Raw genomic sequence first — 25,351 nt, 5'->3', positions numbered from 1 at the left:
CGGAAGATCACTTCTGATCAGTCGGACTGGCCGAGCGAGGCGACCGGAATCCGCTTCGGCGCACCACGCCGGACGTCGTTGCGGGTCAGCATTTCCTTGAGATAGGCGACGTTGGCCGCGGCCTGGTCCGGCGGCAGGTCCGCTTTCACGATGGTCTCGGCTTCGGCGAAGCGGCCCTGGAGACCGACGACCAGACCGAGATTCTGCCGCACCCGCGCGTTTGCGCGCGGCGAGGCATAGGCTTGCCGCAGGGCGTCTTCGGCCTTCGGCAGGTCTCTCGACAACATATAGGACAGGCCGAGATTGGAGAGCACACCGGGATCGCCAGGCGCGATCTTGAGCGCGCTCGCATAATAGGAGCGCGCTTCCTCGTGACGGCCCATCTGATCGAGCGCGGTCCCCTGTACCGAGAGCAGGCGCCAATCCGGGTTATCGGGCGAATGCGCCTTCGACAACACGTCGAAGGCTTGCTGGAAATTGCCGTTGTCGGAGAGCGCGCGGCCGTATTGGGCCATCAGCGCCTTGTTGCCGGGATTGGCGATGGTCGCCTGCTCGAGCACGGCGGCGGCCTGGGCGTGCTGGCCGTTGGCGCGCAAGGCCTGACCGTAGGCGAGCGCCGCATCGGCGTCTTTGGGATTGGCACGATAGCGCTCGCCATAGACTTCGGCAGCACGCGCGGGATCGGTGGGAGCGGCTTCCGCTCGCGGCCCGACCGAGCCCGTGACGTCGGAGAGTTTCGACATCGCCGTGCAGCCGCCGAGGCCCATGGCCACCGCCGCGACCAGCGAGGTGGACGCGAAAAGCCGGGCAAGACTGAGCCGTCCAAGACTGAACCGTTCAAGAGCGAACCGTTGACGCATGACGCTTTGACTCTCGAGCCGATTGATCGAGCCGAACGCGCCAGCAATAGACTGTTAACCCTAACGGCCGGTTAATTCCCCGGACCCGCGTCCCTCACTGGGGCGCCTGCGGCAGGACCTTGCCGCCGAGACCCGGATCGAGACCGAGCGCCTTTGCCTGCTCGTTCAGGTCCCGCAGCAATTGCAATCGTTGCCGCGTCTCGATCTCGAGATCGATGCCCGGGCGTGCCACCCTCGGCAATTCGCGCCGAAGATCGTCACGATTGACCAGGCGCCTCGCTCGGAGCTCGTCGAGCTGAAAATCGTCGATGCCGAGCACATTTGCGGATTGCTCGATCAACCGACGCAGTAGCGATGTCACCGCGGCCGCGGCCTCGACGTCATGCTTGCGTGCGGATCTCGATAACTTGCTCTCGAGATCGGCCCAGGCGTGGGAGGTGACGAGATAGACGTGGAGCAAATCGGCCCAATCCGCCTCGCCATCGGCATAGAAGGCGCCGCGCAGCAGGAGCCGGCGGGCGAATGCCGCGACCTGATCCCGTTTCAGCGTCGTGCATGCGTCGATCTCGATGCCCGACTGGACGGCCGGATCTCGGGAAAAATCCCGCCCGGCCGGCAGCCCGACGACGCCGTGCGGCAGGTTGGAATCGAGCGGCCTGAAGACACCATCCTTGCGCGGACGTGAGTAGCGGGCGATCGCGAAGCGATACTCGGTGCGGCCGTCATGGGACATCGGGTGGGACATCGGGCCGAAATGGATGACGTTGAAGCCGGCGTCGTCACCGGCCTGCCCGGTCGATGACGGACAGGACAAGACGTAGATCGTGCGCCAGAATGCTTCATCGCTCTCGCTCGACATGGCGCGCGGATCGGGAATCGAATAGCGCGTCAACCCTTCGACATGCCGGTGTCCGTGCAGAACCAGATCGACGTTGAGCGATGTCGCCGCTTCGAGGAAGGTCGCGGGCGCGGCGAGATACATCAGCGGTTCGTCGGGCACGCCGAGAAACCGCTTTCCTTCTCCGGTCGCCTGCGGCAGTGGATGATGGTGCAGCGCCAGCACGCGCACGAGGTTTTCCACCGGCTCGGCATAATCGGCGCGGCCGCCCGAGCCGAGGCTGCCCGCGAGCTCGACGCTCAGCCGCGCGGAATCCGAAACCATGGCGTTATAGGCGCTCTGGTCGACGTTGCCGCTCGCGAGCGTCGTGAGGCTCGCGCGGTTGGAATCCAGCAGCACCAGATCGAGGCCGGCCTGACGGTAGTAGACGCTCTTCGAGGTCCGCGGCAAATGCAGGTAATCATACACGTCGTAGCGGCCTGCACGCTGGCTCGAGCGCTTGACGTCGTGATTGCCGGCGATTGCCTGGATGTCGGTGAACAGCCCGGTCTGTCGGAAGGACGCGATGACTGCGAGCGCTTCGTCGAGCGCAGGCGGCGTCGGGTCGTCCACGATATCGCCGGTGATCAGCAGGATGCGATCGGGAATGTCCGCGAAGTCCGCCATCCTCTCGCGAATTGCGGCATTGAGCGTCTCGATCGTCGCAAGCAGTCGACCAGACCCGTCCAGATGCAGGTCCGAAATCTGTACGATGACGAACGATCTATCCATTTTGCGTCGCTCATTTGCGAATGTCGCGCCGCGCAAACGATGAGAGAAATGCCTTCGACGATCAGGTTCAGGCCGGTTTCAACCCAGGCCGTGATGAGCCAGGTAGCAATGACTTTCGCCACGTGCAGAACCCGCACGACACAATCTAAAATATTGGCCAATAATGCCACAACCGCAGCGCTAGTAAAGCCCCGCGGCCGCTCGCGCGAACCGCGGATCTTGACATGAGATACGGGGCCCGCCCGATGATGGTTTCGCACACTTGATCAATATTCGATGGCGAGCCGCTTGCGGATTTCGTCAATGCGCTTGTCCAGTGCATCGAACCGCGCGTGAACGGAGCGGTCGTGGAGATAGAAGGCGTAACCGCCGGCAAGGAACGCGAATATCCAATGATGATGCTCGACATAGCCAAAAATCGCCTCGACCGCCTGGCCGATGAATGTGACCACGCTCCACACAAATTCCATTGCATTTCCTCCCGGCCGGCTTTGTCGTCGGCCGCCGGAGATCTCCGCACCCGACGGCCGTTGCCGGAACCTAGCATGGCCCCCTTGCTGCGAGTAGCGGATCGCTGAACGGTGGCAGCAAAGCTGATTGCGGCGGCGGCAAAACTCTGCGAAATCTCGTCCGTTCGTATGACCCGCTCGATCTGGATCCGGACCCGCCAATGCCTTCTGTCTTCGAGACGTCGCCTACCGCCATCCCGATCACCTTCGTCACCAAGTCGAGCTGGGATCAGGTCGCCGAGGGGCTACCGGCGGCGCAACGCCAGTTCGCCATTGCGAGCGCCTTTACCGCAAAGCCGGGCGGCTATCTCGCGCTGCCCGCGCTCGATGGCGCGATCGCGCAAGTGCTGTTCGGGCTCGAGGACGAAGGTGCAAGATCGCGCGACCTGTTCCGACCGGGCGCCCTGCCCGGCCTGCTGCCGCCGGGCATCTATCGCTTCGCCAATGCACCGCACGATGCACGGCTCGCCGCACTCGCCTTCGCGCTCGGCAGCTACCGCTTCGCCCGGTACCGCAAGGCGGATCGCCCCGAGGTCCGCCTCGTGCCGCCCGACGGCGTCGACGCGACCGAGATCAACCGCATGGCGGACGCCGCAACACTGGCGCGCGACCTCATCAACACGCCGGCCAATGACATGGGGCCGGAGGAGCTGGCCGCGGCCGCGCAGGATCTCGCCGCCGAATTCGGCGCAAGCTTTGCCTGCACCATCGGTGATGACCTGAAGGCGAATTTTCCGCTGATCCACGCTGTCGGCATGGCATCTAGCCGCGCTCCGCGGCTGATCGACATCGGCTGGGGCGACCCGGCGCATCCCAAGGTGACGCTGGTCGGCAAGGGCGTCTGCTTCGACACCGGCGGGCTCGACCTGAAGCCTTCGAGCGGCATGCTGATCATGAAGAAGGACATGGGCGGCGCCGCCAACGTGCTGGCGCTGGCGCGCATGGTGATGGATGCGAAGCTGAAGGTGCGACTGCGCGTGCTGATTCCGGCCGTGGAGAACGCGGTCGCGGGCAATGCCTTCCGCCCGCTCGACATCTTCACCTCGCGCAAGGGCATCACCGTCGAGATCGGCAATACGGACGCGGAGGGACGGCTGGTGCTCGCGGACGCGCTGGCGCTGGCGGACGAGGAAAAGCCGGACCTGCTGATCGATCTCGGCACGTTGACGGGAGCGGCACGCGTCGCGCTGGGGCCGGATTTGCCGCCCTTTTACACCAATGATGAGGCGCTGGCCGCCGACGTCGCACGATGCGCGGCGAGGGAGAACGATCCGTTGTGGCGCATGCCACTGTGGCCGCCTTACGATGCGTGGCTGGACTCCAAGACGGCCACCATCACCAACGCACCGTCAGGCGGCTTTGCCGGCTCGATCATCTGCGCGCTGTTCCTGCAACGCTTCGTCGAACAGGCCAGGAGCTGGCTGCATGTCGACATCTACGGCTGGACGCCGTCGGCGAAGCCCGCACGCCCCGAGGGCGGCGAGTGCCAGGCCGCGCGCGCGATCTACACATTGCTGAGCGAGCGCTATGCGTGATCCTGGACGAGATCCAAGGCTGACACCCGCGCGCGGCGACCTCGCCGCGAAGTATCTCGAAGGCACGGTGCAGGCGGATCGCTTCGTCACGGGCGAGGAATTCGAGATGATCGAGGCGATCGCGCCCGTGCGCGAGCAGCCGTCGCCGAACGCGATGCTGATGACGCAAGCGTTGCGCGGCGAGCGCGTCACGGTCTACGACCGCAACGGCGAAGGCTGGGCATGGGGTCAGCTTTCCGCTGACGGCTATGTCGGCTGGCTGCCGGACGCAGCGCTCATGAAGCCCGCGGCCGCGCCGACCCACATAGTCAGGGCTTTACGAACCTTTGCCTTCCCCGGCCCCTCGATCAAGCTGCCGCCGGCGGACACGCTGGTGATGGGATCGAAGATCGCGGTTGCACGCGAGGACGGCAGCTTCGCCGTGACGGGCGACCGACAATATCTGCCCAAGGCCCATCTCGCCCCGCTTGGCCATCGCGAGCCGGATTTCGTCGCAGTCGCCGAGCGTTTCGTCGGCACGCCCTATCTCTGGGGTGGCAAGAGCAGCCTCGGCGTCGATTGCTCCGGCCTCGTCCAGATCTCGCTGACATCAGCGGGCATCGGCTGCCCGCGCGACAGCGACATGCAGCAGGCCGGCCTCGGCCGCGCGCTGGAGCCGCATGAGCGGAGCAGCTTGCTGCGCGGCGATCTCATTTTCTGGAAGGGTCATGTCGCCATCGTCCGCGACGCCGACACTATGGTCCACGCCAATGCGCATCACATGGCAACGGCGATCGAGCCGATCGAGCCGGCCATCGCAAGGATCAAGCAAGCCGGCAGCGAGGTCACCGCGATCAAGCGGCTCTGACGGACGCTAAGTCGCCGCAGACCCATTCCCCGCCGTCTCCAGCCGGAACGCCGCCGCAAACAGCGCGCGCGTGTAATCCGTCTTCGGGTTCTTGAAGAGCTCGGCGGCCTGGCCTTCCTCGACCACCTTGCCGCCGCGCATCACGATCAGATGGCTGGCGAGCGAGGCGACGACGCGCAGATCGTGCGAGATGAACATGTAGGTGAGATCGCGCCGGCGCTGCAATTCACGTAGCAGATCGACCATTTGCGCCTGAATCAGCATGTCGAGCGCACTGGTCGGCTCGTCCAGCACGACGAAATCCGGCTCCAGCACCACCGCCCGGGCGATGCTGATGCGCTGGCGCTGGCCGCCGGAGAATTCATGCGGATAACGGTTGCGAGTATCCGGCTTCAGTCCCACGTCCTCGAGCGCCTTGACGACGCGCTCCTCACGCTCGCCGCGCGAGAGCTGCGGCTGATGCACGGTGAGGCCCTCGGCGACGATGTCGGCGACCGACATGCGCGGGCTGAGCGAGCCGAACGGATCCTGGAACACGATCTGCATGTCGCGCCGGAACGGCCGCATCTCCTTGAAGCGCAGGCCCTGGATATCCTTTCCCAGGAACACAATGCGTCCGTTCGACGAGATCAGCCGCAGCAATGCGAGCCCCAGCGTGGTCTTGCCCGAGCCGGACTCGCCGACGACGCCAAGCGTCTCGCCCTTGCGCACGGCGATGCTGACACCGTCGACCGCCTTGATGTGACCGACCGTCTTGCGCATCAACCCGCGTTTGATCGGAAACCAGACTTTCAGGTCGTCGGCCGACATCACCACCGGCGCATCCGGCTGCGGCGGCGCCGGATCCGGCTTCGGCTCCGCGGCAAGCAGGTCGCGCGTGTAAGGATGCTTCGGGGTCTTGAACACTTGCTCGACCGGCCCCTGCTCGACGATCTCGCCGCCCTTCATGACGCAGACCTGGTCGGCGATGCGGCGCACGATGCCGAGATCGTGGGTGATGAAGAGCAGGCTCATGCCGAGGCGACTGCGGATCTCCGCGAGCAGCGTCAGGATCTGCGCCTGCACGGTGACGTCGAGCGCCGTGGTCGGCTCGTCCGCGATCAAGAGGTCAGGCTCGTTGGCGAGCGCCATCGCGATCATCACGCGCTGGCGCTGGCCGCCGGAGAGCTGGTGCGGATAGCTCTTCAGCCGCGTTTCAGGCTCGGGAATGCCGACCTGCGTCAGCAATTCCAGCGTCCGCCTGCGCGCCTCGGCGTTGCTGGTCGGATTGTGCAGCTGGATGATCTCGCCGATCTGCGCCTCGATCGTGTGCAGTGGATTGAGCGAGGTCATCGGCTCCTGGAAGATGATGGAGATGTCGCTGCCGCGAATCTCCCGCATCTCCTGCTCCGACCGGTCGATCAGTTCCTGGCCCTTGAAGTGGATGCTGCCCGAAGGATGCGAGGCGTTCGGATAGGGCAAGAGCTTGAGGATCGAGAGCGCGCTGACCGACTTGCCGGAGCCGGACTCGCCGACCAGCGCCACGCACTCGCCGCGCCTGATCTGGAACGAGATCTTGTCGACCGCGAGCGTGGTGACGCCGCCCTGGTGGAAGGCCACCGAGAGCTCGCGCACGCTGAGCAGGGGCTGGTTGATCGCGTCCATTGGCTTACCTGAACGTCTTGCGCGGATCGAACGCGTCGCGCACGGCCTCGCCGATGAAAATCAAGAGCGACAGCATGATGGCGACCGAGAAGAAGCCGGAGAAACCGAGCCAGGGCGCCTGCACGTTGGACTTGCCCTGCGACAGCAGCTCGCCGAGCGACGGCGAGCCGGGCGGCAGTCCGAACCCGAGGAAGTCGAGCGCCGTTAGCGTCATCACCGAACTCGACACGATGAACGGCAGGAACGTCATGGTCGCGACCATCGCGTTCGGCAACAGATGCCGGAACATGATGACCTTGTTCGACACGCCGAGCGCCCGCGCCGCCTGGATATACTCGAAATTGCGTCCGCGCAGGAATTCCGCGCGCACGAGTCCGACCAGCGACACCCAGGAAAACAACAGCAGGATGCCGAGAAGCACGAAGAAGCCGGGCACGAGCACCGACGACAGGATCAGCAGTAGATAGAGCGAAGGAATCGCAGTCCATATCTCGATGAAACGCTGGAACAACAGGTCGATCCAGCCGCCGAAATAGCCCTGCACCGCGCCGGCCGCGATACCGACGATGGAGGAGACGATGGTCAGGCAGAGGCCGAACAGCACCGAGATGCGGAAGCCGTAGATCAGCCGCGCCACCACGTCGCGGCCCTGATCGTCGGTGCCGAGCCAGTTGTATTCGAGATCGCGGCAGCTCTTGAGGCCTTTCTTCTCGACGACAGGCTTGCATTGCGCTTCCGTCAGCATCCAGGTCGGCTTCGACGGCGCCGGCGTCGGCAGATCGAGATTGTGGGTGTCGTAGGAATAGCGGATCAGCGGCCAGACGATGCTGCCACCCTTGTCCTTGATCAACTTCTGCAGATAGGGATCGCGATAGTCGGCCGCCGTTTCGAAATCGCCGCCGAAAGTGGTTTCCGAATAGGTGACGACGGAGGGCCAATAAAGGTGGCCATCATATTTGATCAGGAACGGCCGATCATTGGCGATCAGCTCGGCGAACAGCGACACCACAAACAGGATCAGGAAGATCCAGAACGACCAATAGCCGCGCCGGTTCGCCTTGAAATTCTGCCAGCGGCGCCTGTTGAGCGGCGACGGCACGAACGGTTTGCGCGTGATCGGCACGGCATTGCCGAGCGGCGACTTCGCAGTGGTTTCGATCGGCGTGGTGGGGGCGGCCAGCGTCATCAGACCTCCCGCGCCTCGAAATCGATTCGCGGATCGATCCACATATAGGTCAGGTCAGAGATCAGGTTGATCACGAGGCCGACGAGCGAAAAGATGAAGAGCGTGCCGAACACCACGGGGTAGTCGCGGTTGAGAACGCTCTCGAAGCTGAGCAGTCCCAGCCCGTCCAGCGAGAAGATGGTCTCGATCAGAAGCGAGCCCGAGAAGAAGGCGTGAATGAAGGTCGAGGGAAAGCCGGCGATGACGATCAGCATCGCGTTGCGGAAGACGTGACCGTAAAGCACCCGATTCTCGCTGCAGCCTTTCGCGCGCGCGGTCATCACGTATTGCTTGCGGATCTCATCCAGAAACGAGTTCTTGGTCAGGAACGTCATGGTGGTGAACGCACCGAGCCCCATGGCGATCAGCGGCAGCGTCAAATGCCAGAAGTAGTCGATGATCTTCCAGTACCACGGAAATTGCGACCAGCCGTCCGATGTCAGTCCGCGCAGCGGGAACCAGTTGAAGAACGAACCGCCGGCAAACAGGATGATCAGGAGGATCGCGAACAGGAAGCCGGGTATGGCGTAGCCGAGCACGAGCACGCTCGACGTCCAGGTGTCGAAGCGCGTCCCGTCCCTGACCGCCTTGCGGATGCCGAGCGGAATCGAGATCAGGTAGGTCAGCAGCGTCAGCCAGATGCCGAGCGAAATCGAGACCGGCAACTTCTCCTTGACGAGCTGCAATACGCTGACGTCGCGAAAATAGCTCTTGCCGAAATCGAAGCGGGCGAAGTTCCAGACCATCAGCGCGAAGCGCTCCGGGGCCGGCTTGTCGAAGCCGAACTGCACTTCCAGCTTTTTGATGAAATCGGGATCGAGGCCTTGCGCGCCGCGATATTTCGAATTGATAGCGTCGCCGCCGGCGCCTAACTGCCCCGGGGCGCGTTGCGCAAAGTCGCTGCCGCCCGAAATGCGCGAGGTCCCGCCGGTATCGGCGCCCGAGAGCTGCGCGATCACGCGCTCGACCGGCCCGCCCGGCGCGAACTGCACGACGATGAAGGAGACGAAGAGGATCCCGAGCAAGGTCGGGATCATCAGCAGGATGCGGCGGGCGATATAGGCGCTCATGGCTGTTTCGCCTGCTCGAGCCTGGCGGCTTTGCCGCCCTCGTACCACCAGATGTCGGGGGCACCGACGCCGTTGGCATAACGCGGCGGCTTCTGCGGATGACCGAATTGGTCCCAATAAGCAAGCCGGTGCGTCTTGTTGTACCATTGCGGCACCCAATAACGGCCGGCGCGGAACAGCCGATCGAAGGCCCGGCAGGCGATGGTCAAGTCCTCGCGATTGTCCGCCGCCATGATCTTCTCGATCATGGCGTCGATGGCCGGACTGGCGACGCCCGCGAGATTATACGAGCCCTTGGTCGCCGCGACCTGCGACGAGAAGAACGCGCGCATAGCATCGCCCGGTGTCGCCGACATGCTGAAGCGCTGAATCGTGATGTCGAAGTCGAAATCTTCCTGGCGCGCCTTGTGTTGCACGGCATCGACGAGGCGCACGCTCGCTTCGATGCCGAGCGTCGCGAGATTCTTGATGTAGGGCCCATGGTGCGGCTGGAACGAAGCCTCGTCCAACAGGAATTCGATCCTGAAGATCTCGCCGTTTGGCAGCACCCTCTTGCCCTCCTTGATTGGCAGGCCGGCGTCGCTGAGCAGTTGCTGCGCCTTGCGCAACAGGCTGCGGTCCTGCCCGGAGCCGTCCGAGACCGGCGGCGTGAACGGCGCGGCGAACACCTCGTCGGGAACCTGGCCGCGAAACGGCTCCAGCAGCTTCAGTTCTTCCGGCGGGGGAGGCCCGTCGCTCGCCATGAGGTCCGAGTTCTGAAATGGCGACACCGTGCGGGCATAAGCACCGTACATGATGGTCTTGTTGGTCCACTCGAAGTCGAAGGCGTCGATCAGTGCCTCGCGCACGCGGGGATCCCTGAACTTGTCCCGCCGCGTGTTGATGAACCATCCTTGCGCGCCGGACGGTGTGTCGTCGGGCACGACCTCCATCTTGACGCGACCGTCCTTCACCGCAGGGAAGTCATAGCGGGTCGCCCAGATCCGAGAGGTGAACTCCTCGCGGTAGAGATAGTTCTTACCGGTGAAACCTTCGAAGGCGACATCGCGGTCGCGGTAGAATTCGTAGCGCACGACGTCAAAATTGTAGCTGCCGCGACAGGGGGGCAGATCGGCAGCCCACCAATCCTTGACGCGCTCGTATTCGATGTAGCGGTTGACCTCGAACTTGCCGACCTTGTAGGGCCCCGAACCCAACGGGATCTCCAGAGACGTTTCGTCGAACGAACGGGAGGCATAGTAGGCTTTCGAGAAGATCGGCAGACTCGCCACATAGAGTGGCACGTCGCGCGCGCGTCCCTTGGCGAAGGTCACAACAAGCGTCGCATCGTCAACAGCTTCCGCGCTGACCATATCGCGCATCTGCACGATGATCAGGGGATGGCCCTTCGTCTTCAGCGACGTCAGCGAAAACGCCGCGTCGTGCGCGGTCAGCTTGGTGCCGTCGTGGAATTTCGCCTCGGGCCGCATGGTGAAGCGATAGACCAGCTTGTCTGCCGATATATTTACAGACTTCGTGGCAAGCCCGTACATCCCGTCCGGTTCGTCATTGGCTCGCACCATCAGCGGCGCAAACGTCATGTCCATGCCCTGCGCGCCATCGCCTTTGAGGATGAAGGCATTGAGCGAGTTGAAGGTCTGGTAGGACTGGTTGTAGGCGCGCACCGACGGAATCAGCGAGAAGGTGCCGCCCTTCGGCGCGTCGACATTGACGTAGTCGAAGTGATGGAAATCGGCGGGATATTTGAGGTCGCCGAAGGCCGACATGCCGTGGGCCTCGGCAGGCATCTCGGACGCTGCCGCGCCCCGGAGCCAGGAGACGCCGAACGCGCCACCGGCACCCAAGGCCAGCACATGCCGGCGTGAAAGCTGCGCCATGCGGAGAATGTCCTTCACGACTTCTTTGCGATCCGCGCCGCCTTGTCCGCGTCGTACCACCAGATGAACGGAAAGCCGGACTGACCGTATTTGGGTAATTCCGCCGGCCGGCCGAACCGATCCCAGCGCGCGGTGCGGACCTTCGTATAAGTCCACTGCGGCACGACGTAGTGATTCCACAGGAGCACGCGGTCGAGTGCCTTGGTTGCCGCGACGAGATCGTCGCGACCCTTGGCGTAGATCACCCGCTCGATGAGCTTGTCGACAGCTGGATTCTTGATGCCGGTGATATTGCGCGAACCGGCGATGTCGGCCGTCTTCGAGGACCAGAATTCGCGCTGCTCGTTGCCCGGCGACTGCGACTCGCCCCAGGAGTTGGTGACGATGTCGAAATCCCACTCGCGCGTCCTGTTCTCGTACTGGGTGGGATCCACCGTCCGCACGCTGACGGCAATGCCGAGCCGTTCTAACGAGGGCTTATAGAACAGCGTGATCCGCTCGAAACTCGGATCCGAGTTCAGCAACTCCAGGGAGAACTGGGTGCCGGTCTTGACGTCGATCAGCTTGCGGTCGCGCACCTCGTAGCCGGCTTCCTTGAACAGGCGCAGCGCTTCGCGCAGATTGTCGCGCACGGCTTCCGGACTGCCGCCGACTGGATTGGTATAGGCCGCCGTGAAGACTTCGGGCGGAACCTCGGCGCGGACCGTCTCGAGAATCTCGAGCTCCTTGCCCTGCGGCAACCCGGTCGCCATCAGCTCATCGATGCCGTCGAAATAACTGCTGATGCGCTTGTACTGGCCGTAGAAGATCTGCTTGTTCATCTCCTCGAAGTCGAACGCGTAATTGAGCGCGCGTCGCACGCGCGGATCCTTAAACTTGGCGCGGCGCAGGTTCGGCACGAAGGCCTGCATGACGCCCGAGCTGCGATTGGCGAACTCCTCGAGGATCACGCGCTTTTCGGTGACGGCCGGGAAGTCGTAGGCTGTCGCCCAGTTCTTCGCGCTGTTCTCGGTGCGCCAATCGACCTGATCGGCCTTGAAGGCCTCGATCGCCACGGTGGCGTCGCGGAAATACTCGTAGCGCAGCTCGTCGAAATTATTACGGCCCACATTGGCCGCGAGGTCGCGCCCCCAATAATCTTTTACGCGCTCCAGCGCGATCGACCGTCCGGCAACGAATTCCTTGACCCGGTAGGGGCCCGACCCCAGCGGCACTTCGAGCGTGGTAGCGGAGACATCGCGCTTGCGGCCCTGCGCGTCCGTGCCCTCCCACCAATGCTTCGGCAGGACCGTGAGCTGCCCGACGATCTGCGGCAATTCGCGGTTGCCCGGCGCGTCGAACACGAATTTTACCTCGCGCTCGCCGACCTTCTCGGCCTTCACCACATGGCTGTAATACGCCGAGTACTGCGGGTGGTGCTTCTTGAAGGAATCGAGCGAGAAGATCACGTCGTCCGCAGTAACCGGCTTGCCGTCGTGCCATTTGGCTTGCGGCCGCAAGCGGTAAGTCACGAAGGAGAAATCATCCGGATGGCTGACGGCCTCGGCCAGCGCGCCGTATTCCGTCGAGACTTCGTCGAGCGCGGCCGTCGTGAGGGATTCGTAGATGAATGCCACGGCGCCGGCGACTTGCCCCTTCACACCGGAGACGACGATGTTGAAATTGTCGAATGTGCCGACGGCGATCTGGCGCGCGACGCCGCCTTTTGGCGCTTCCGGATTGACGTAGTCGAAGCGCTTGAAGTCCGCGGGGTATTTGACCTGTCCGAACAGCGACAGAGCATGGCGCCAGGTGGGCTCGTTGGCGGATTGCGCGTGTGCCACGCCGACGGCGGGAAGGCCCGCTACGGAACCAAGGGCGGGGAGCGTTACGGCAGCAGTGCCAGTGAGCAGGAGATCGCGTCGGGTAAGGGCCAAATCAACATTCCTGTCTTGAAGGAGGCTACTCCTTTAAGTTCCCAATATAGGCGAGGTTTCGACGGAATATGTTGCTTTTTCCTCATCTTGGAAGGCCGGCTGGCTGAACGCTGCGGCCAAACGCCCCGATAACAACGCCGCGAGGCCCGGATAAGCAAACGGCCGGGCTTTGAGCCCGGCCGCGTTCCCAGATCGTGTCGACAGGCCTTACTTCGCAGCGGTGGGCAGCGGCTTCGGGCTCTCGGAGAGACTGTTCAGGTAAGCGATCACGTCGGCGCGCTCGCTATCCTTCGGGATGCCGGCAAAGCCCATCGCGGTGCCCGGGACAGCCGCCTTGGGATTTGCGATGAATTTGTTGAGCGCATCGAAGTCCCAGGTGCCGCCCTTGGCCTTCATCGCAGCCGAGAAGTTGAAGCCGCCGCGACCTTCGCCAACATGGTCGCCGACAACGCCGTAGAGGTTCGGACCGACACGGTTGGGGCCGCCCTTCTCGAAGGTGTGGCAGGCGCCGCACTTCTTGGCGGCGGCGGCGCCCTTCTCGACCGAGGCGGTCTGGAGCAGCTTTTCGATCGGCTCGGCGGCCGCGGGGGCAGCGCCGCCTTCCTTGCCGTGGCCGGCGTCTTCCTTCACTGCGATCTCGAAGCCCGGCTTTTCCGGCATCTTGGGCGAGAACAACGCCTGGGCGGTGAAGCTCGTCACCAGCAGAAGGAGACAGGTGCCGAGCACGGCACCGAGAATCTTGTTCAGTTCGAAAGAGTCCATTTCCGGCCAGGCCCCACACCGCAAGAAGGATCGAGCGGCCCAATGCGGCCGCCAGGACGAGCCTCGGAGAATCAACGTTCCTGACTGTTTCCCCGAGTTTTGCCATTGAGATATCGGTTTGCCCGGGGTCTGGCAACCCGTATAAGCGAGCGGGCTTCACGCCCGTCCCCACCCATTTCTCGGCGCGGAAAACGCCTCGTTTCCAGGCCCTTGAACCCAGGCCCTTGAATCATGATCGATCCCCGCATCCTGGTGCTTATTCCGGCCCGCATGGCCGCCACCCGCCTGCCCGGCAAGCCGCTCGCCGATATCGCGGGGCAGCCGATGATCGTGCACGTCATGCGCCGTGCCGAAGCCGCCGGGATAGGCCGGGTCGCGGTCGCAACCGACACGGCGGAGATCGCGTCCGTCGTGACCGCCCATGGCGGCGAGGCCGTGATGACCCGCCCGGAGCACCCGTCCGGCTCCGACCGCATCCACGAGGCCATGCTGAAGCTCGATCCGGACGGCAAAGCCGAGATCGTGGTCAATCTGCAGGGCGATTTCCCGACCATCACGATCGACAACATCCGCGAGGTGCTGCCGCCGCTGCAAGACCCCGTCGTGGACATCGCAACGCTGGCTTCGCAGATCCACACCGAGGAGGAGGACCTCGCGCCGAGCGTCGTGAAGGCGATCGGGACCTCGCTCGGCGGCAGACGTATGCGCGCACTTTATTTCACCCGCGCAACCGCCCCGACCGGCGACGGACCGCGCTACCACCATATCGGTCTCTATGCCTATCGCCGTGCCGCGCTGGAACGCTACGTCCGGCTCCCGCCCTCGCCGCTGGAATTGCAGGAGAAGCTCGAGCAGCTCCGGGCGCTCGAGGCCGGAATGCGCATCGACTTCACCATTGTCGATACCGTGCCCCGCGGGGTCGACACGCCGGCGGACCTGGAAACCGCCCGCAGCATCCTTTCCAAATCCTGAGCCGCTGTTACAAGGCCGAGCATGAGCAAGCTGAAAATCGCATTCCAGGGCGAGCCTGGCGCCAATTCCCACATCGCCATCGTCGAAGCCTATCCCGACGCCGAGCCGATGCCCTGCGCCACCTTCGAGGACGCCTTGTCGGCGATCTCGTCCGGCGAAGCCGATCTCGGTATGATCCCGATCGAGAATTCGGTCGCGGGCCGCGTCGCCGACATCCATCATTTGCTGCCGGCCTCCGGCCTCTTCATCATTGGCGAATGGTTTCTGCCGGTCCGGCATCAGCTGATGGCGGTGAAGGGGACCCGGCTCGAAGACATCAAGAGCGTCGAGAGCCACGTGCACGCGCTAGGCCAGTGCCGGCGCATCATCCGCAAGCTTGGCATCAAGCCAATCGTGCACGCCGATACCGCCGGCAGCGCCCGCGACATTTCCGAGCGTAACGACAAGACTGTCGCCGCGATCGCCTCGCGGCTCGCCGCGCAGATCTACGGCCTCGACATCCTCGCCGAGGACATCGAGGACGAGGCCCACAACACCACGCGCTTCGTGGTGCTGGCGCGCGAACCGAAATGGGCCGCACAGGGCTCCGGTCCGCTGGTCACGACTTTTGTGTTCCGGGTGCGCAATTTGCCGGCCGCGCTCTACAAGGCGCTCGGTGGCTTTGCCACCAACGGCGTCAACATGACCAAGCTCGAGAGCTACATGGTCGACGGCAATTTCTTCGCCACCCAGTTTTACGCCGACGTCGACGGCCACCCCGAGGACAAGGGCCTCGCTTTCGCGATCGAGGAGCTGAAATTCTTCTCGCGCGAATTCCGCATCGTCGGCGTGTATCCAGGCCACCCGTTCCGCGCGACGATGGAATAGTCCCGTGTCCCGGACGCGCGAAGCGCGAGCCGGGGCACGAGAGCTTTATCCGACCGCCTTAAGTCCGAACGCCTCCGCCAGCAGCGAATACGATTTCTTGCGCGCCTCGTGATCGTACACGGCGGTGATCACCATCAACTCGTCCGGCTTGCTCGCGTCGATCAACGGCTGCAGTGTCTTCTGCACGGTTGCAGTGCTGCCGACGAACAGGCGCGAGCGGTTGCGCCGGATCGAGATGCGCTCCGAGTCGCTATAGGGATAGGCCAGCGCCTCTTCGACGCTCGGCAACGGAAGATACTGGCCGCGGTCGCGGCGCAGGCGGTTGAGGTCGAAAGACGCGGCGAGCTTTTCGGCTTCGTCATCGGTGTCGGCCGTGATGACGGCGACCGCGAGGATCGCGCGCGGACTCGCACTCCAGGCCGAGGGCTGAAAACGATTGCGATAGCGCACCATCGCATCGATCGCATCGTGGGACGCAAAATGATGGGCGAATGCGAAGCCCATGCCGACCTGCGCGGCGAGCTCCGACGAATAATCGCTGGAGCCGAGCAGCCAGATCGGCGGCAACGGCGTATCGTCGGGCATCGCGACGACGTTGTGGTAGGGATGGCCCGAGGGGAATTCCCGGGTCTGCCACAGGATCAATTCGTGCAGCCGCTCGAGGAAATCATCGCCTTCGCGGCGGTCGAGCCGGCTGCGCAGCGCATAGGCCGTGGCACCGTCAGTGCCGGGGGCGCGGCCGAGGCCGAGATCGATGCGGCCGGGAAACAACGCCTCCAGCATCTTGAAGCGCTCGGCCACGACCAGCGGCGCGTGATTTGGCAGCATCACGCCACCGGAGCCGACGCGGATGTGCTTCGTCACCGCCGCGATTTGCCCGATCATCACGTCGGGCGCCGGACTAGCGACAGAGGCGAGATTGTGATGCTCGGCGAGCCAGTAGCGGACATAGCCGAGCCCATCGACATGGCGCGCCAGGTCGATGCTGTTGCGCAGCGCCGCGGCGGGCTTTGTGCCGCTTGTGACGACGGAGAGGTCGAGGACTGAGAGCGGGATCATGGCGCGCTAACGTAGTGGAGAGCGGCGCAGCGGCAATGGGCCGGGCGCGCAGGTCTGACGTGCAGGCCGCGGACTCGCGGGACTTCGCCGCAGTGTTGGGACAGCGACCGCGCTAATAGTATCATTTTCATATTGCCCACCGATAAATTCGCGCCGAACGAACCATCCTCTTCTATTATATATCTGATATATCAGATATTTTATCTAAAATCGAACTTCCCACCTCGACCTCTAACCCTCAGACGTTTCTTAATTTATACCCGTAAAGTGGGCAATTTCCCATCACTGATGGGCTGTCGAGTGCGGCCGCTTTGGCCTATCTTGACCTCTCCCAATCTAGACCTGACCGCCGGCCGCCAGCGACCCGGCGCGCCCTTGGAGTGAGTGGTGCCCATGACTGACGCGACGATGCCTACCTACACCGACGGGCAAGACGAGCACCTGAAGCGGCCTGCGATCTCCTTCGAGTTCTTTCCGCCCAAGACGGAAGATATGGAGCGCAATCTCTGGGACACCATCAACCGGCTGGCCCCGCTCGACCCGAAATTCGTCTCGGTGACCTATGGCGCCGGCGGCTCGACCCGTGAGCGGACCCACGCGACCATCTCGCGCATCCTGAAAGAGACCGCGCTGCTGCCGGCCGCGCATCTGACCTGCGTCGGCGCCTCGCGCGGGGAGATCGACGAGATCGTCGACCGCTATCACGAGGTCGGCGTCCGCCACATCGTGGCCTTGCGCGGCGATCCCGCCGGCGGCATCGGCACGGCCTATTCCAGCCATCCCGATGGTTACCAGAGCTCCGCCGACCTCGTCGCCGGCATCAAGAAGCGGCACGGCGATATCGAGGTGTCGGTCTCGGCGTACCCCGAGAAGCATCCCGAGGCGCGCGACTTCGACGATGACATCGACACGCTGCAGGCCAAGGTCGATGCGGGCGCGACCCGCGCGATCACGCAGGTGTTCTTCGATAACGACCTCTATTTCCGCTATCTCGACCGCGTGCGGGCGCGCGGGATCAATATCCCGATCGTGCCCGGCATCATGCCCATGCATAATTTCAAGCAGGCTCGCAATTTCGTCACCCGCAACGGCACCTCCGTGCCGGACTGGATCGCCGCGAAGTTCGAGGGCCTCGACGACGACGCCGAGACCCGCAAGCTGGTGGCGGCCACCGTCGCCGCCGGCCAGGTGCAGAAGCTGGCCAAGCACGGCGTCGACACCTTCCATTTCTACACCATGAACCGCGCCGATCTCGTGTTCGCGATCAGCCATTTGCTCGGCATCCGCGCCAAGAGCGCGCAGAAGGCGGCTTAAGACACCATGACCGTATCCACCTCTCCCAAGCGAACCGCCCTGCTCAACACCGCGCGCGAGCGCATTCTCGTGCTCGACGGCGCCATGGGCACGATGATCCAGAACCTCCAGTTCGACGAAGCCGCTTTCCGCGGCGAGCGCTTCAAGAACTTCCATCGCGATTTGCGCGGCAACAACGACCTCCTGATCCTGACCCAGCCGCAGGCGATCGAGGACATCCACGCCGCTTACTTGCGTGCCGGCGCCGACATCGTCGCCACCAACACCTTCTCCACGACCTCGATCGCGCAGGCCGATTACGATCTCGCAGACATCGTCTACGAGATGGCGCGCGAAGGCGCCCGCCTCGCCGGCAATGCCGCACGCCGCGTCGAGGCCGAGGACGGCAAGCCGCGCTTCGTCGCGGGCGCCATCGGTCCGACCAACCGCACCGCCTCGATCTCGCCCGACGTGTCCAATCCCGGCTACCGCGCCGTCACGTTCGACGATTTGCGCAAATCCTATGGCGAGCAGATCAACGGCATGCTCGACGGCGGCGTCGATCTGCTGCTGGTCGAGACCATCTTCGACACGCTGAACGCCAAGGCGGCGCTCTACGCGATCGCCGAGATCACCGAGGAACGCGGCATCGACATGCCCGTGATGGTGTCAGGTACCATCACCGACAAGTCAGGCCGCCTGCTGTCCGGCCAGTTGCCGGAAGCGTTCTGGCATTCGGTGCAGCATGCCAAGCCCGTTACCATCGGCTTCAACTGCGCGCTCGGCGCGGAAGATCTGCGCGCGCATATCGCCGATATCGGCCGCGTCGCCGACACGCTTGTTTGTGCCTATCCCAATGCCGGCCTGCCCAACGAGTTCGGCCAGTATGACGAGACCCCGGAATACATGGCCCGGCTGGTCGGCGAGTTCGCACGCGATGGCCTGGTCAACATCGTCGGCGGCTGCTGCGGCACCACGCCGGACCATATCGCGGCGATTGCGGCTGCGGTCGCGCCGCACAAGCCGCGCATCGTGCCGGAGATCGAACCTCGCTTGCGGCTCTCCGGCCTCGAGCCGTTCATCCTGACCGACGCGATTCCTTTCGTGAACGTCGGCGAGCGCACCAACGTCACCGGCTCTGCCCGCTTCCGCAAGCTGGTCACCGCCGGCGACTACACCGCCGCGCTGCAGGTCGCGCGCGACCAGGTCGAGAACGGCGCGCAGATCATCGACGTCAACATGGACGAGGGTCTTCTGGACTCGGAAGCCGCGATGGTGACCTTCCTCAACCTCGTCGCCGCCGAGCCCGACATCGCCCGAGTCCCGGTGATGGTCGATTCCTCGAAATTCTCGGTGATCGAGGCCGGCCTGAAATGCGTGCAGGGCAAGCCGGTCGTCAACTCGATCTCGATGAAGGAGGGCGAGGAGAAGTTCGTTCACGAGGCCAAGATCGCCCGCCGCCACGGCGCGGCCGTCGTGGTGATGGCGTTCGACGAGGTCGGCCAGGCCGACACGTTCGCCCGCAAGACCGAGATCTGCAAGCGCGCCTACGACATCCTGGTGAACCGCGTCGGCTTCCCGCCGGAAGACATCATCTTCGATCCGAATATTTTCGCGATCGCAACCGGCATCGAGGAGCACAACAATTACGGCGTCGACTTCATCGAGGCGACGCGCTGGATCCGCAAGAATCTGCCGGGCGCGCACATTTCTGGCGGTGTGTCCAACCTGTCGTTCTCGTTCCGCGGCAACGAGCCGGTGCGCGAGGCCATGCACTCGGTGTTCCTGTATCATGCCATCAAGGCCGGCATGGACCTGGGCATCGTCAATGCCGGGCAGATGATCGTCTATGACGACATCGATCCCGAATTGCGCCAGGTGTGCGAGGACGTCATCCTCAACCGCGACCCCGGCGCCTCCGAGCGTCTGCTGGCGCTCGCGGAAAGATTCCGCGGCAACAAGACCCAGACCAAAGAAGCCGATCTCAGCTGGCGCGAATGGCCGGTGGCGAAGCGGCTGTCGCATTCGCTGGTGCATGGGATCACCGAGTTCATCGAGCAGGATACCGAGGAGGCCCGCAAGGCTTCGACGCGGCCACTCGACGTGATCGAGGGCCCGTTGATGGCCGGCATGAACGTGGTCGGCGATCTCTTCGGCGACGGCAAGATGTTCCTGCCGCAGGTGGTGAAGTCGGCACGCGTGATGAAGCAGGCTGTCGCCTGGCTGATGCCGTTCATGGAGGAGGAGAAGGCGCGCAATCTCGCCAACGGCATCGGCACGGAAGGTTCCTCGTCCGCCGGCAAGATCGTGCTCGCGACCGTCAAGGGCGACGTCCACGACATCGGCAAGAACATCGTCGGCATTGTGCTCCAGTGCAACAATTACGAGGTGATCGACCTCGGCGTGATGGTGCCGGCGGCCAAGATCGTCGAGACCGTGAAAGCGGAGAAGGCCGACATCGTCGGGCTGTCCGGCCTGATCACGCCCTCGCTCGACGAGATGGCGTTCTTCGCCGGCGAATTGCAGCGCGAAGGCCTCAAGCTGCCGCTATTGATCGGCGGCGCCACCACGAGCCGCGTGCATACTGCGGTCAAGATCGACCCGAGCTATCGCGCCGGCCCCGTGGTGCATGTCAACGACGCCAGCCGCGCGGTCGGTGTTGCGTCCGCGCTGCTGTCGCCCGAGAGGCGCGAGGCCTATGCCGCCGAAGTCCGCGCCGAATACGCAAAGATCTCGGACGCCCATATGCGCGCCCAGGCCGACAAGAAGCGGCTGAAGCTGGCGACCGCCCGCGCCAACCGCGTGCCGGTCGATTTTGCCGCCAACAAGCCGGTGAAGCCGACCTTCCTCGGCACCAGGAGCTTCGACGACTACGATCTCGCCGAGCTGGTGCCCTATATCGACTGGACGCCGTTCTTCCAGACCTGGGAGCTCGCCGGGCGCTTCCCCGCCATCCTTAGCGATGCCAAGGTCGGCGAGGTCGCGCGCTCGCTCTACGAAGACGCGCGGAAAATGCTCGACCTGATCGTCAAGGAAAAATGGTTCCGAGCGCGCGCCACCGTCGGCTTTTGGCCGGCCAATGCAGAGGGCGACGACATCGTGCTTTATGCCGACGAGAGCCGGACCAGGACGATCGCGACGCTGCACACGCTGCGCCAGCAGCTCGAGAAGCGCGAGGGCCGTTTCAACGCCGCGCTGTCCGACTTCGTCGCACCCGCCACCACCGGCGTGCCCGATTATGTCGGGGGCTTCGTCGTCACCGCCGGCATCGGCGAGGATGTGGTCGCCGACCGGTTCAAGATGGCCAATGACGACTACTCCTCGATCCTGTGCAAGGCGCTGGCCGACCGCCTCGCCGAAGCCTTTGCCGAGCGCATGCATGCCCGCGTCCGCCGCGAGTTCTGGGCCTATGCGCCGGACGAGACGCTCTCGACCGACGAGTTGATCCTCGAAAAGTACCAGGGCATCCGTCCCGCCCCCGGCTATCCCGCGCAGCCCGATCACACCGAGAAGGCGACGCTGTTCGAGCTGCTCGACGCCGAGAACACCGCCGGCGTGAAGCTGACCGAGAGCTTTGCGATGTGGCCGGGCTCTTCGGTGTCGGGGCTCTATCTCGCTAGCCCCGAGAGCTATTATTTCGGCGTCGGCAAGATCGAGCGCGATCAGGTCGAGGATTATGCTGCGCGCAAGGGCATGAGCGTCGCCGAGGCCGAGCGCTGGCTCGCGCCGATCCTGAACTACATCCCGGCGCGAGAGAGCGCAGGCGACAAGGCGGCGTTCGCGGCAACACCGGCCAACGACGAAACGTCGAAGGAGCTTGCCTCGCATCCGCCGGGCTGCACCTGCGCGGTGCACCTGGTCTGGCAGAAGAAGCGCGCGGGCGCGGGTTAGGCGCCCTCCAAACAAAAAGCGAGAAATCAACCCCATGCACAGTAGACATGGGGTTGAAAAAGCTCGATAAATTTCGGTCTTGCCGAAATGACTTGCGGCGTCGGGCAAAACACCTGTATGAATGCATGATCGCCCACCGCGCCCGTTTGACACTCGCTGCCTCGTCCGTCGCGATCATGCGCGCGTACCACACGTTCGGTGTCGTCCGTTCGGTGTCGTCTTGGCGAAGGCCAGGACCCATACCGCGTGATCCATCGGTGACCATCGCTGGTAATACCGAACGACCAATCTTCGCCAAATGACCCATTTGGGTCATGGGTCCTGGCTTTCGCCAGGACGACATTGGTGAAGCAAATGCTCAGCCTGTACCGGAACGACGCAGCACATCGAACAGCTGCGAATGCGCCCTCGCAAGAATCGGCCGCTTGTGAACTCGTTCACTTGTCCGCTCAACCTTGGTTCGCTACTCTCTCGGCCTACTACCTTCAACCGACGATTTGCTTGGGATCGAACAAATGAAGCAGTTCATTGCACCGTTCCTCGCCGCGATCGCTCTCGTCGTGCTGCCCACGATTGCCGCGGCGGACTGTCCGAAAGGCTATGTGCCATGCGGCGAGAAAAATCAGTTGTGCTGCCCGGGAAAATAGCAAGCCGCAAATGGCTTTGGCTTGGTAGCGGAGTCTTCATCGCGATCGGCCTCGTGATGGTCGCGGTCTACGCCGGATTCCCGCGGAAGAAGCAGACGATCACGGCCATCCTCTCCGAGACCGGATATTTCGAGGTGGTGCCGCCAAGCACGTTCGGCGGCCCCGGCACGATCAACACCATCGAGTATCTGAGTAACGGCCGGCTGGAGTTGCATCCGACTTGTGATGTCGATCCGACGCTGCTGACCGGCAAGATCCAGAAATCGCGGACCGTCGACCGGGACCTGAAGCAGTCGCTCGAGAAGAGGCTCGACGTGTCGGCCCAGGTCAAGGACAAGCTGTCGGCCCTCGCCGGAATGCAGCAGGTCGAGGCCGTCAACCTCAAGCTCGAGAACGCCAGCATTCTGCTGATATCCGACGAGTCGCTGATCTCGGCCCGCAACGCCTTGCTGAAGGCCGAGTGTGAGGACGCGGTCACCCAGAACGTTTCGAGCGGCGGCGTCGTGTGCCAGACGCGGTCCGTGCTGGAGGCCGACGTCGTCTACGAAATCAAATATCACAACGCGATTTCGATGGAGGAGAGGGCCAAACTGACCTCCGAGATCGCGACGAAGCTCGATCTGGACGTCCATGAGGGGACGAACGACAAGGTCTCCGGCTCTCAATTGTTCTTTGGCATCAGACTGTCGCCCAATCCGATCGTGATGCACTCTGCCTCGGGCGAGATCAAGCCCTGCACGAGGAGATAGGATCGGCGCCGCACCCCTGCCATGAACGCAACCCGCGTTCGCTGCGACCAATGGCGGTCGCCGCCGAAGCGCAGGGGAATCGGATGCTGAACGCCCAACAATTGATGTGGACACAGATTGCCGCCGGCATCGCCGTGCTGCTGTTTGGATTGACGCTGTTCAACCTGGTCCGCATGCGCGGCCGGATGGTGGCCGCGCGGGGCTGGGACAAGGTGGAGGGCATCATCACGGTCTCCCGAGTCGACCAGCCGGCGGCGCATTCCTCGGACGATCGGAACGACGCCAAGCCCATCATCCGCTATCGCTATCAGGCCGGCGGCCAGGAGCTGGAAAGCGACAAGATCTTTGTCGGCGGCCCCGTCATCACGACGAGGGTCTTGGCCGCAAAACTGACCGGACGCTATCCGGTCGGCGCCCATGTCGAGGTCCATGTCGATCCGAAGCAACCGACCGAGGCGCTGCTGGAGCCTGCCGCCGCGCAGAACGTCGCGGCGCTGGTGGCGTTCACGTTGGTGTTCGGAATCATCGCCGCCACCCTGACCGCGCATTCGTTCGCAGGCCACGTGCTCTACGCCGACAAGGGCGTCCCGCTATTCGCGTTCGCGGTGCCGATCATCGTGCTCGTGGGCGGGGTGTTCTTCGCCGCCGATTATGTCCGGACGCGCCGGCTGGCGAGCGCCAGCCTGCGCTGGCCGACCGCGTCGGGCAGGGTCATCCATTGCGACGTGATCGAGGAAATCATCGAAGAGAAGACCGAGCACGACAATCGACCGACGACATCAAAGCTCGTCCACCGCTATCAGGTCGACCTGCGCTACGCCTACAGGGTCGGCAAGCGCGACTTCATCGGCACCGAAGTCGATTGGAACGGCACCATGATCTCCGGCCTGCGCGAGGTCGCCGAAGAGGGCGCTGCGAAATATCGGCCCGGGAAGAGCGTCCAGGTCTATTACGATCCGGACCAGCCGGGACAGGCCGTGCTGGAGCCGGCACGCCGAGAGGGCGCGCTGGGGCCGCTGATCGGTGCCGCGGTCTGCGCGGTCGTCGGCGGCCTTTTCCTGATGATCCTGATCAAGGTCGGATTCGCGTAGCGGCACCGCGACGCGTCGTCTGTCGATCGCGCGCAAAGGCGGCGCCACACTCTCCGTCATTGCGAGCGAAGCGAAGCAATCCAGACTCTCTCGGCTGGCGACAGACTGGATTGCTTCGTCGCTTCGCTCCTCGCAATGACGAGCTTGGGGCGCAAGCTTTCCATTCGGTCGGCGCCGCCGCCCGCATGCAAGCGGATTCACCCCTTCGGCGGTGACAGTGGCTGCACGATCTCCTGGAACGGCGCCAGCGCCTCGCACGCGTCGGCGTGCGCCGACAGCGCCGGATAGCGCGAGGGTTCGAACAGCTGCGGATGGGCCTCGCGGGTGAAGCGGACGACGCAGGCCACCGCAATGTCGGCGTGGCCGATGCGCATCCCCAGCCAGTACGGCGTGGTCACCTTGGCGCGCTCGGCCTCAAGCACCTTCAGCACGTCCGCGATCTGCGCCTGGCAACGCTCGACCCACAGCGCAAGCTGCTCCTTCCGCAGCACACGCTCGTAGAGCAGGCTCACCGCCTTGTCGCCGAGACCGGAGGCGAGCGCGCAGATGCGCAAGTGACGCCGCCGCTCGGCACCGGAGCGCGGCAGCATCGCCTTCTCCGGTCCTACCAATTCGTCGAGATAATCGAGGATGACCGTGCTCTCGATCAGCGCCTCGCCGTCGTCGAGCACCAGCGTTGGCACGCGCCGCAGCGGATTATAGGGCGCGATCTTGTCGGCATCGCCGAAGGTCGACCACGGCCGATGCTCGAAGGCGAGCCCGTAAAACCGCAGCGCAATCGCGACGCGGCGGACGAAGGGGGAGTCGTATTGGCCGATCAGGAACATGGTTTTGGCCTTTCGTCGTTGCCGGGCTTGACCCGGCAATTCATCTCTCCTCAGATTAGGAAGCGATGGATGCCCGGATCAAGTCCATGCATGACAGAGCT

General features: G+C 63.9%; 20 protein-coding genes. 9 read left to right on the top strand and 11 right to left on the bottom strand.

The window, feature by feature from the left end; translation table 11 throughout:
* Positions 1 to 17: 17 nt before the first annotated feature.
* The 3 genes from ABIB91_RS05255 to ABIB91_RS05245 form a co-directional block, all read right to left on the bottom strand.
* Entirely contained in the window at positions 18 to 860 is an 843-nt protein-coding gene (locus ABIB91_RS05255) for a tetratricopeptide repeat protein (RefSeq protein ID WP_354159464.1), read from the bottom strand.
* Positions 861 to 954: 94 nt separating this feature from the next.
* Entirely contained in the window at positions 955 to 2,469 is a 1,515-nt protein-coding gene (locus ABIB91_RS05250; protein WP_354159466.1) for a metallophosphoesterase family protein, read from the bottom strand.
* 266 nt (positions 2,470 to 2,735) lie between these two features.
* Positions 2,736 to 2,939, bottom strand: a complete 204-nt coding sequence (locus ABIB91_RS05245) for a hypothetical protein (protein ID WP_007599763.1) — start codon at positions 2,937 to 2,939, stop codon at positions 2,736 to 2,738.
* Positions 2,940 to 3,139: 200 nt separating this feature from the next.
* Between ABIB91_RS05245 and ABIB91_RS05240 the strand changes: the two genes are divergently transcribed.
* Positions 3,140 to 4,513: a leucyl aminopeptidase family protein gene (locus ABIB91_RS05240; RefSeq protein ID WP_354159468.1), complete on the top strand. Its 1,374-nt coding sequence runs from the start codon at positions 3,140 to 3,142 to the stop codon at positions 4,511 to 4,513.
* Positions 4,506 to 5,360 carry a C40 family peptidase gene (locus ABIB91_RS05235; RefSeq protein ID WP_354159470.1) on the top strand — a complete coding sequence of 285 codons (855 nt, stop codon included), beginning with the start codon at positions 4,506 to 4,508 and terminating at the stop codon, positions 5,358 to 5,360. Before ABIB91_RS05240 ends, ABIB91_RS05235 begins: the two co-directional genes overlap by 8 nt.
* A gap of 6 nt (positions 5,361 to 5,366) precedes the next feature.
* Here the strand turns inward: ABIB91_RS05235 and ABIB91_RS05230 are convergent, their stop codons facing one another.
* From ABIB91_RS05230 to ABIB91_RS05205, 6 genes are all read right to left on the bottom strand, one after another.
* Positions 5,367 to 7,004, bottom strand: coding sequence for an ABC transporter ATP-binding protein (locus ABIB91_RS05230; protein WP_354159471.1), 1,638 nt, complete (start codon positions 7,002 to 7,004; stop codon positions 5,367 to 5,369).
* 4 nt (positions 7,005 to 7,008) lie between these two features.
* Positions 7,009 to 8,190, bottom strand: coding sequence for an ABC transporter permease (locus ABIB91_RS05225; RefSeq protein ID WP_007599755.1), 1,182 nt, complete (start codon positions 8,188 to 8,190; stop codon positions 7,009 to 7,011).
* A complete protein-coding gene (locus tag ABIB91_RS05220; RefSeq protein ID WP_007605353.1) occupies positions 8,190 to 9,299 on the bottom strand; it encodes a microcin C ABC transporter permease YejB in 1,110 nt (369 codons plus the stop codon). The genes ABIB91_RS05225 and ABIB91_RS05220 overlap by 1 nt, the downstream gene beginning before the upstream one ends.
* Entirely contained in the window at positions 9,296 to 11,176 is a 1,881-nt protein-coding gene (locus tag ABIB91_RS05215; protein ID WP_354159473.1) for an extracellular solute-binding protein, read from the bottom strand. The genes ABIB91_RS05220 and ABIB91_RS05215 overlap by 4 nt, the downstream gene beginning before the upstream one ends.
* Positions 11,177 to 11,190: 14 nt before the next feature.
* Positions 11,191 to 13,092 (bottom strand): extracellular solute-binding protein, encoded by a 1,902-nt coding sequence (locus ABIB91_RS05210; protein ID WP_354159475.1) that lies wholly within the window; start codon positions 13,090 to 13,092, stop codon positions 11,191 to 11,193.
* 207 nt (positions 13,093 to 13,299) lie between these two features.
* Positions 13,300 to 13,854 carry a c-type cytochrome gene (locus tag ABIB91_RS05205; RefSeq protein ID WP_354159477.1) on the bottom strand — a complete coding sequence of 185 codons (555 nt, stop codon included), beginning with the start codon at positions 13,852 to 13,854 and terminating at the stop codon, positions 13,300 to 13,302.
* A gap of 231 nt (positions 13,855 to 14,085) precedes the next feature.
* Here ABIB91_RS05205 and ABIB91_RS05200 point away from each other — a divergent pair, with 231 nt between their 5' ends.
* Together ABIB91_RS05200 and ABIB91_RS05195 are read left to right on the top strand one after the other, a co-directional pair.
* Positions 14,086 to 14,826 carry a 3-deoxy-manno-octulosonate cytidylyltransferase gene (locus ABIB91_RS05200; protein WP_007599748.1) on the top strand — a complete coding sequence of 247 codons (741 nt, stop codon included), beginning with the start codon at positions 14,086 to 14,088 and terminating at the stop codon, positions 14,824 to 14,826.
* Between the two features lie 21 nt (positions 14,827 to 14,847).
* On the top strand, positions 14,848 to 15,693 hold the full coding sequence (locus ABIB91_RS05195) for a prephenate dehydratase (RefSeq protein ID WP_354159479.1): 846 nt from the start codon (positions 14,848 to 14,850) through the stop codon (positions 15,691 to 15,693).
* Between the two features lie 45 nt (positions 15,694 to 15,738).
* Here the strand turns inward: ABIB91_RS05195 and ABIB91_RS05190 are convergent, their stop codons facing one another.
* Positions 15,739 to 16,752: an LLM class flavin-dependent oxidoreductase gene (locus tag ABIB91_RS05190; protein ID WP_354159481.1), complete on the bottom strand. Its 1,014-nt coding sequence runs from the start codon at positions 16,750 to 16,752 to the stop codon at positions 15,739 to 15,741.
* Positions 16,753 to 17,145: 393 nt separating this feature from the next.
* On the opposite strand from ABIB91_RS05190, the gene metF reads away from it, so the two are divergent.
* The 5 genes from metF to ABIB91_RS05165 all read left to right on the top strand — a co-directional run bounded on the left by metF (position 17,146) and on the right by ABIB91_RS05165 (position 24,423).
* Positions 17,146 to 18,066, top strand: a complete 921-nt coding sequence (gene metF / locus ABIB91_RS05185; protein WP_354159483.1) for a methylenetetrahydrofolate reductase [NAD(P)H] — start codon at positions 17,146 to 17,148, stop codon at positions 18,064 to 18,066.
* Positions 18,067 to 18,072: 6 nt separating this feature from the next.
* On the top strand, positions 18,073 to 21,936 hold the full coding sequence (metH, locus tag ABIB91_RS05180) for a methionine synthase (RefSeq protein WP_354159485.1): 3,864 nt from the start codon (positions 18,073 to 18,075) through the stop codon (positions 21,934 to 21,936).
* A gap of 515 nt (positions 21,937 to 22,451) precedes the next feature.
* A complete protein-coding gene (locus tag ABIB91_RS05175) occupies positions 22,452 to 22,583 on the top strand; it encodes a hypothetical protein (protein ID WP_007599743.1) in 132 nt (43 codons plus the stop codon).
* Positions 22,544 to 23,332: a hypothetical protein gene (locus tag ABIB91_RS05170; protein ID WP_219682920.1), complete on the top strand. Its 789-nt coding sequence runs from the start codon at positions 22,544 to 22,546 to the stop codon at positions 23,330 to 23,332. The genes ABIB91_RS05175 and ABIB91_RS05170 overlap by 40 nt, the downstream gene beginning before the upstream one ends.
* An 83-nt stretch (positions 23,333 to 23,415) precedes the next feature.
* Positions 23,416 to 24,423 (top strand): DUF3592 domain-containing protein, encoded by a 1,008-nt coding sequence (locus ABIB91_RS05165; protein WP_354159487.1) that lies wholly within the window; start codon positions 23,416 to 23,418, stop codon positions 24,421 to 24,423.
* A gap of 197 nt (positions 24,424 to 24,620) precedes the next feature.
* Here the strand turns inward: ABIB91_RS05165 and ABIB91_RS05160 are convergent, their stop codons facing one another.
* On the bottom strand, positions 24,621 to 25,250 hold the full coding sequence (locus tag ABIB91_RS05160; RefSeq protein ID WP_354159981.1) for a glutathione S-transferase family protein: 630 nt from the start codon (positions 25,248 to 25,250) through the stop codon (positions 24,621 to 24,623).
* Between the last annotated feature and the right edge of the window lie 101 nt (positions 25,251 to 25,351).

Origin of the sequence: Bradyrhizobium sp. JR4.3 (assembly GCF_040547695.1) — a bacterium.
GTDB lineage: Bacteria > Pseudomonadota > Alphaproteobacteria > Rhizobiales > Xanthobacteraceae > Bradyrhizobium > Bradyrhizobium canariense.
The sequence above is the reverse complement of the archived record's forward strand: the minus strand, read 5'-3'. Positions and strand labels throughout refer to the sequence as shown.

Coding starts and splice junctions, on each gene's coding strand:
- ABIB91_RS05160 (WP_354159981.1), bottom strand. CDS start 25,250: ATGTTCCTGATCGGCCAATACGACTCCCCCTTCGTCCGCCGCGTCGCG.
- metH (WP_354159485.1), top strand. CDS start 18,073: ATGACCGTATCCACCTCTCCCAAGCGAACCGCCCTGCTCAACACCGCG.
- ABIB91_RS05195 (WP_354159479.1), top strand. CDS start 14,848: ATGAGCAAGCTGAAAATCGCATTCCAGGGCGAGCCTGGCGCCAATTCC.
- ABIB91_RS05215 (WP_354159473.1), bottom strand. CDS start 11,176: ATGGCGCAGCTTTCACGCCGGCATGTGCTGGCCTTGGGTGCCGGTGGC.
- ABIB91_RS05165 (WP_354159487.1), top strand. CDS start 23,416: ATGCTGAACGCCCAACAATTGATGTGGACACAGATTGCCGCCGGCATC.
- ABIB91_RS05170 (WP_219682920.1), top strand. CDS start 22,544: ATGCGGCGAGAAAAATCAGTTGTGCTGCCCGGGAAAATAGCAAGCCGC.
- ABIB91_RS05245 (WP_007599763.1), bottom strand. CDS start 2,939: ATGGAATTTGTGTGGAGCGTGGTCACATTCATCGGCCAGGCGGTCGAG.
- metF (WP_354159483.1), top strand. CDS start 17,146: ATGACTGACGCGACGATGCCTACCTACACCGACGGGCAAGACGAGCAC.
- ABIB91_RS05225 (WP_007599755.1), bottom strand. CDS start 8,190: ATGACGCTGGCCGCCCCCACCACGCCGATCGAAACCACTGCGAAGTCG.
- ABIB91_RS05205 (WP_354159477.1), bottom strand. CDS start 13,854: ATGGACTCTTTCGAACTGAACAAGATTCTCGGTGCCGTGCTCGGCACC.
- ABIB91_RS05235 (WP_354159470.1), top strand. CDS start 4,506: ATGCGTGATCCTGGACGAGATCCAAGGCTGACACCCGCGCGCGGCGAC.
- ABIB91_RS05190 (WP_354159481.1), bottom strand. CDS start 16,752: ATGATCCCGCTCTCAGTCCTCGACCTCTCCGTCGTCACAAGCGGCACA.
- ABIB91_RS05220 (WP_007605353.1), bottom strand. CDS start 9,299: ATGAGCGCCTATATCGCCCGCCGCATCCTGCTGATGATCCCGACCTTG.
- ABIB91_RS05255 (WP_354159464.1), bottom strand. CDS start 860: ATGCGTCAACGGTTCGCTCTTGAACGGTTCAGTCTTGGACGGCTCAGT.
- ABIB91_RS05240 (WP_354159468.1), top strand. CDS start 3,140: ATGCCTTCTGTCTTCGAGACGTCGCCTACCGCCATCCCGATCACCTTC.
- ABIB91_RS05250 (WP_354159466.1), bottom strand. CDS start 2,469: ATGGATAGATCGTTCGTCATCGTACAGATTTCGGACCTGCATCTGGAC.
- ABIB91_RS05200 (WP_007599748.1), top strand. CDS start 14,086: ATGATCGATCCCCGCATCCTGGTGCTTATTCCGGCCCGCATGGCCGCC.
- ABIB91_RS05175 (WP_007599743.1), top strand. CDS start 22,452: ATGAAGCAGTTCATTGCACCGTTCCTCGCCGCGATCGCTCTCGTCGTG.
- ABIB91_RS05230 (WP_354159471.1), bottom strand. CDS start 7,004: ATGGACGCGATCAACCAGCCCCTGCTCAGCGTGCGCGAGCTCTCGGTG.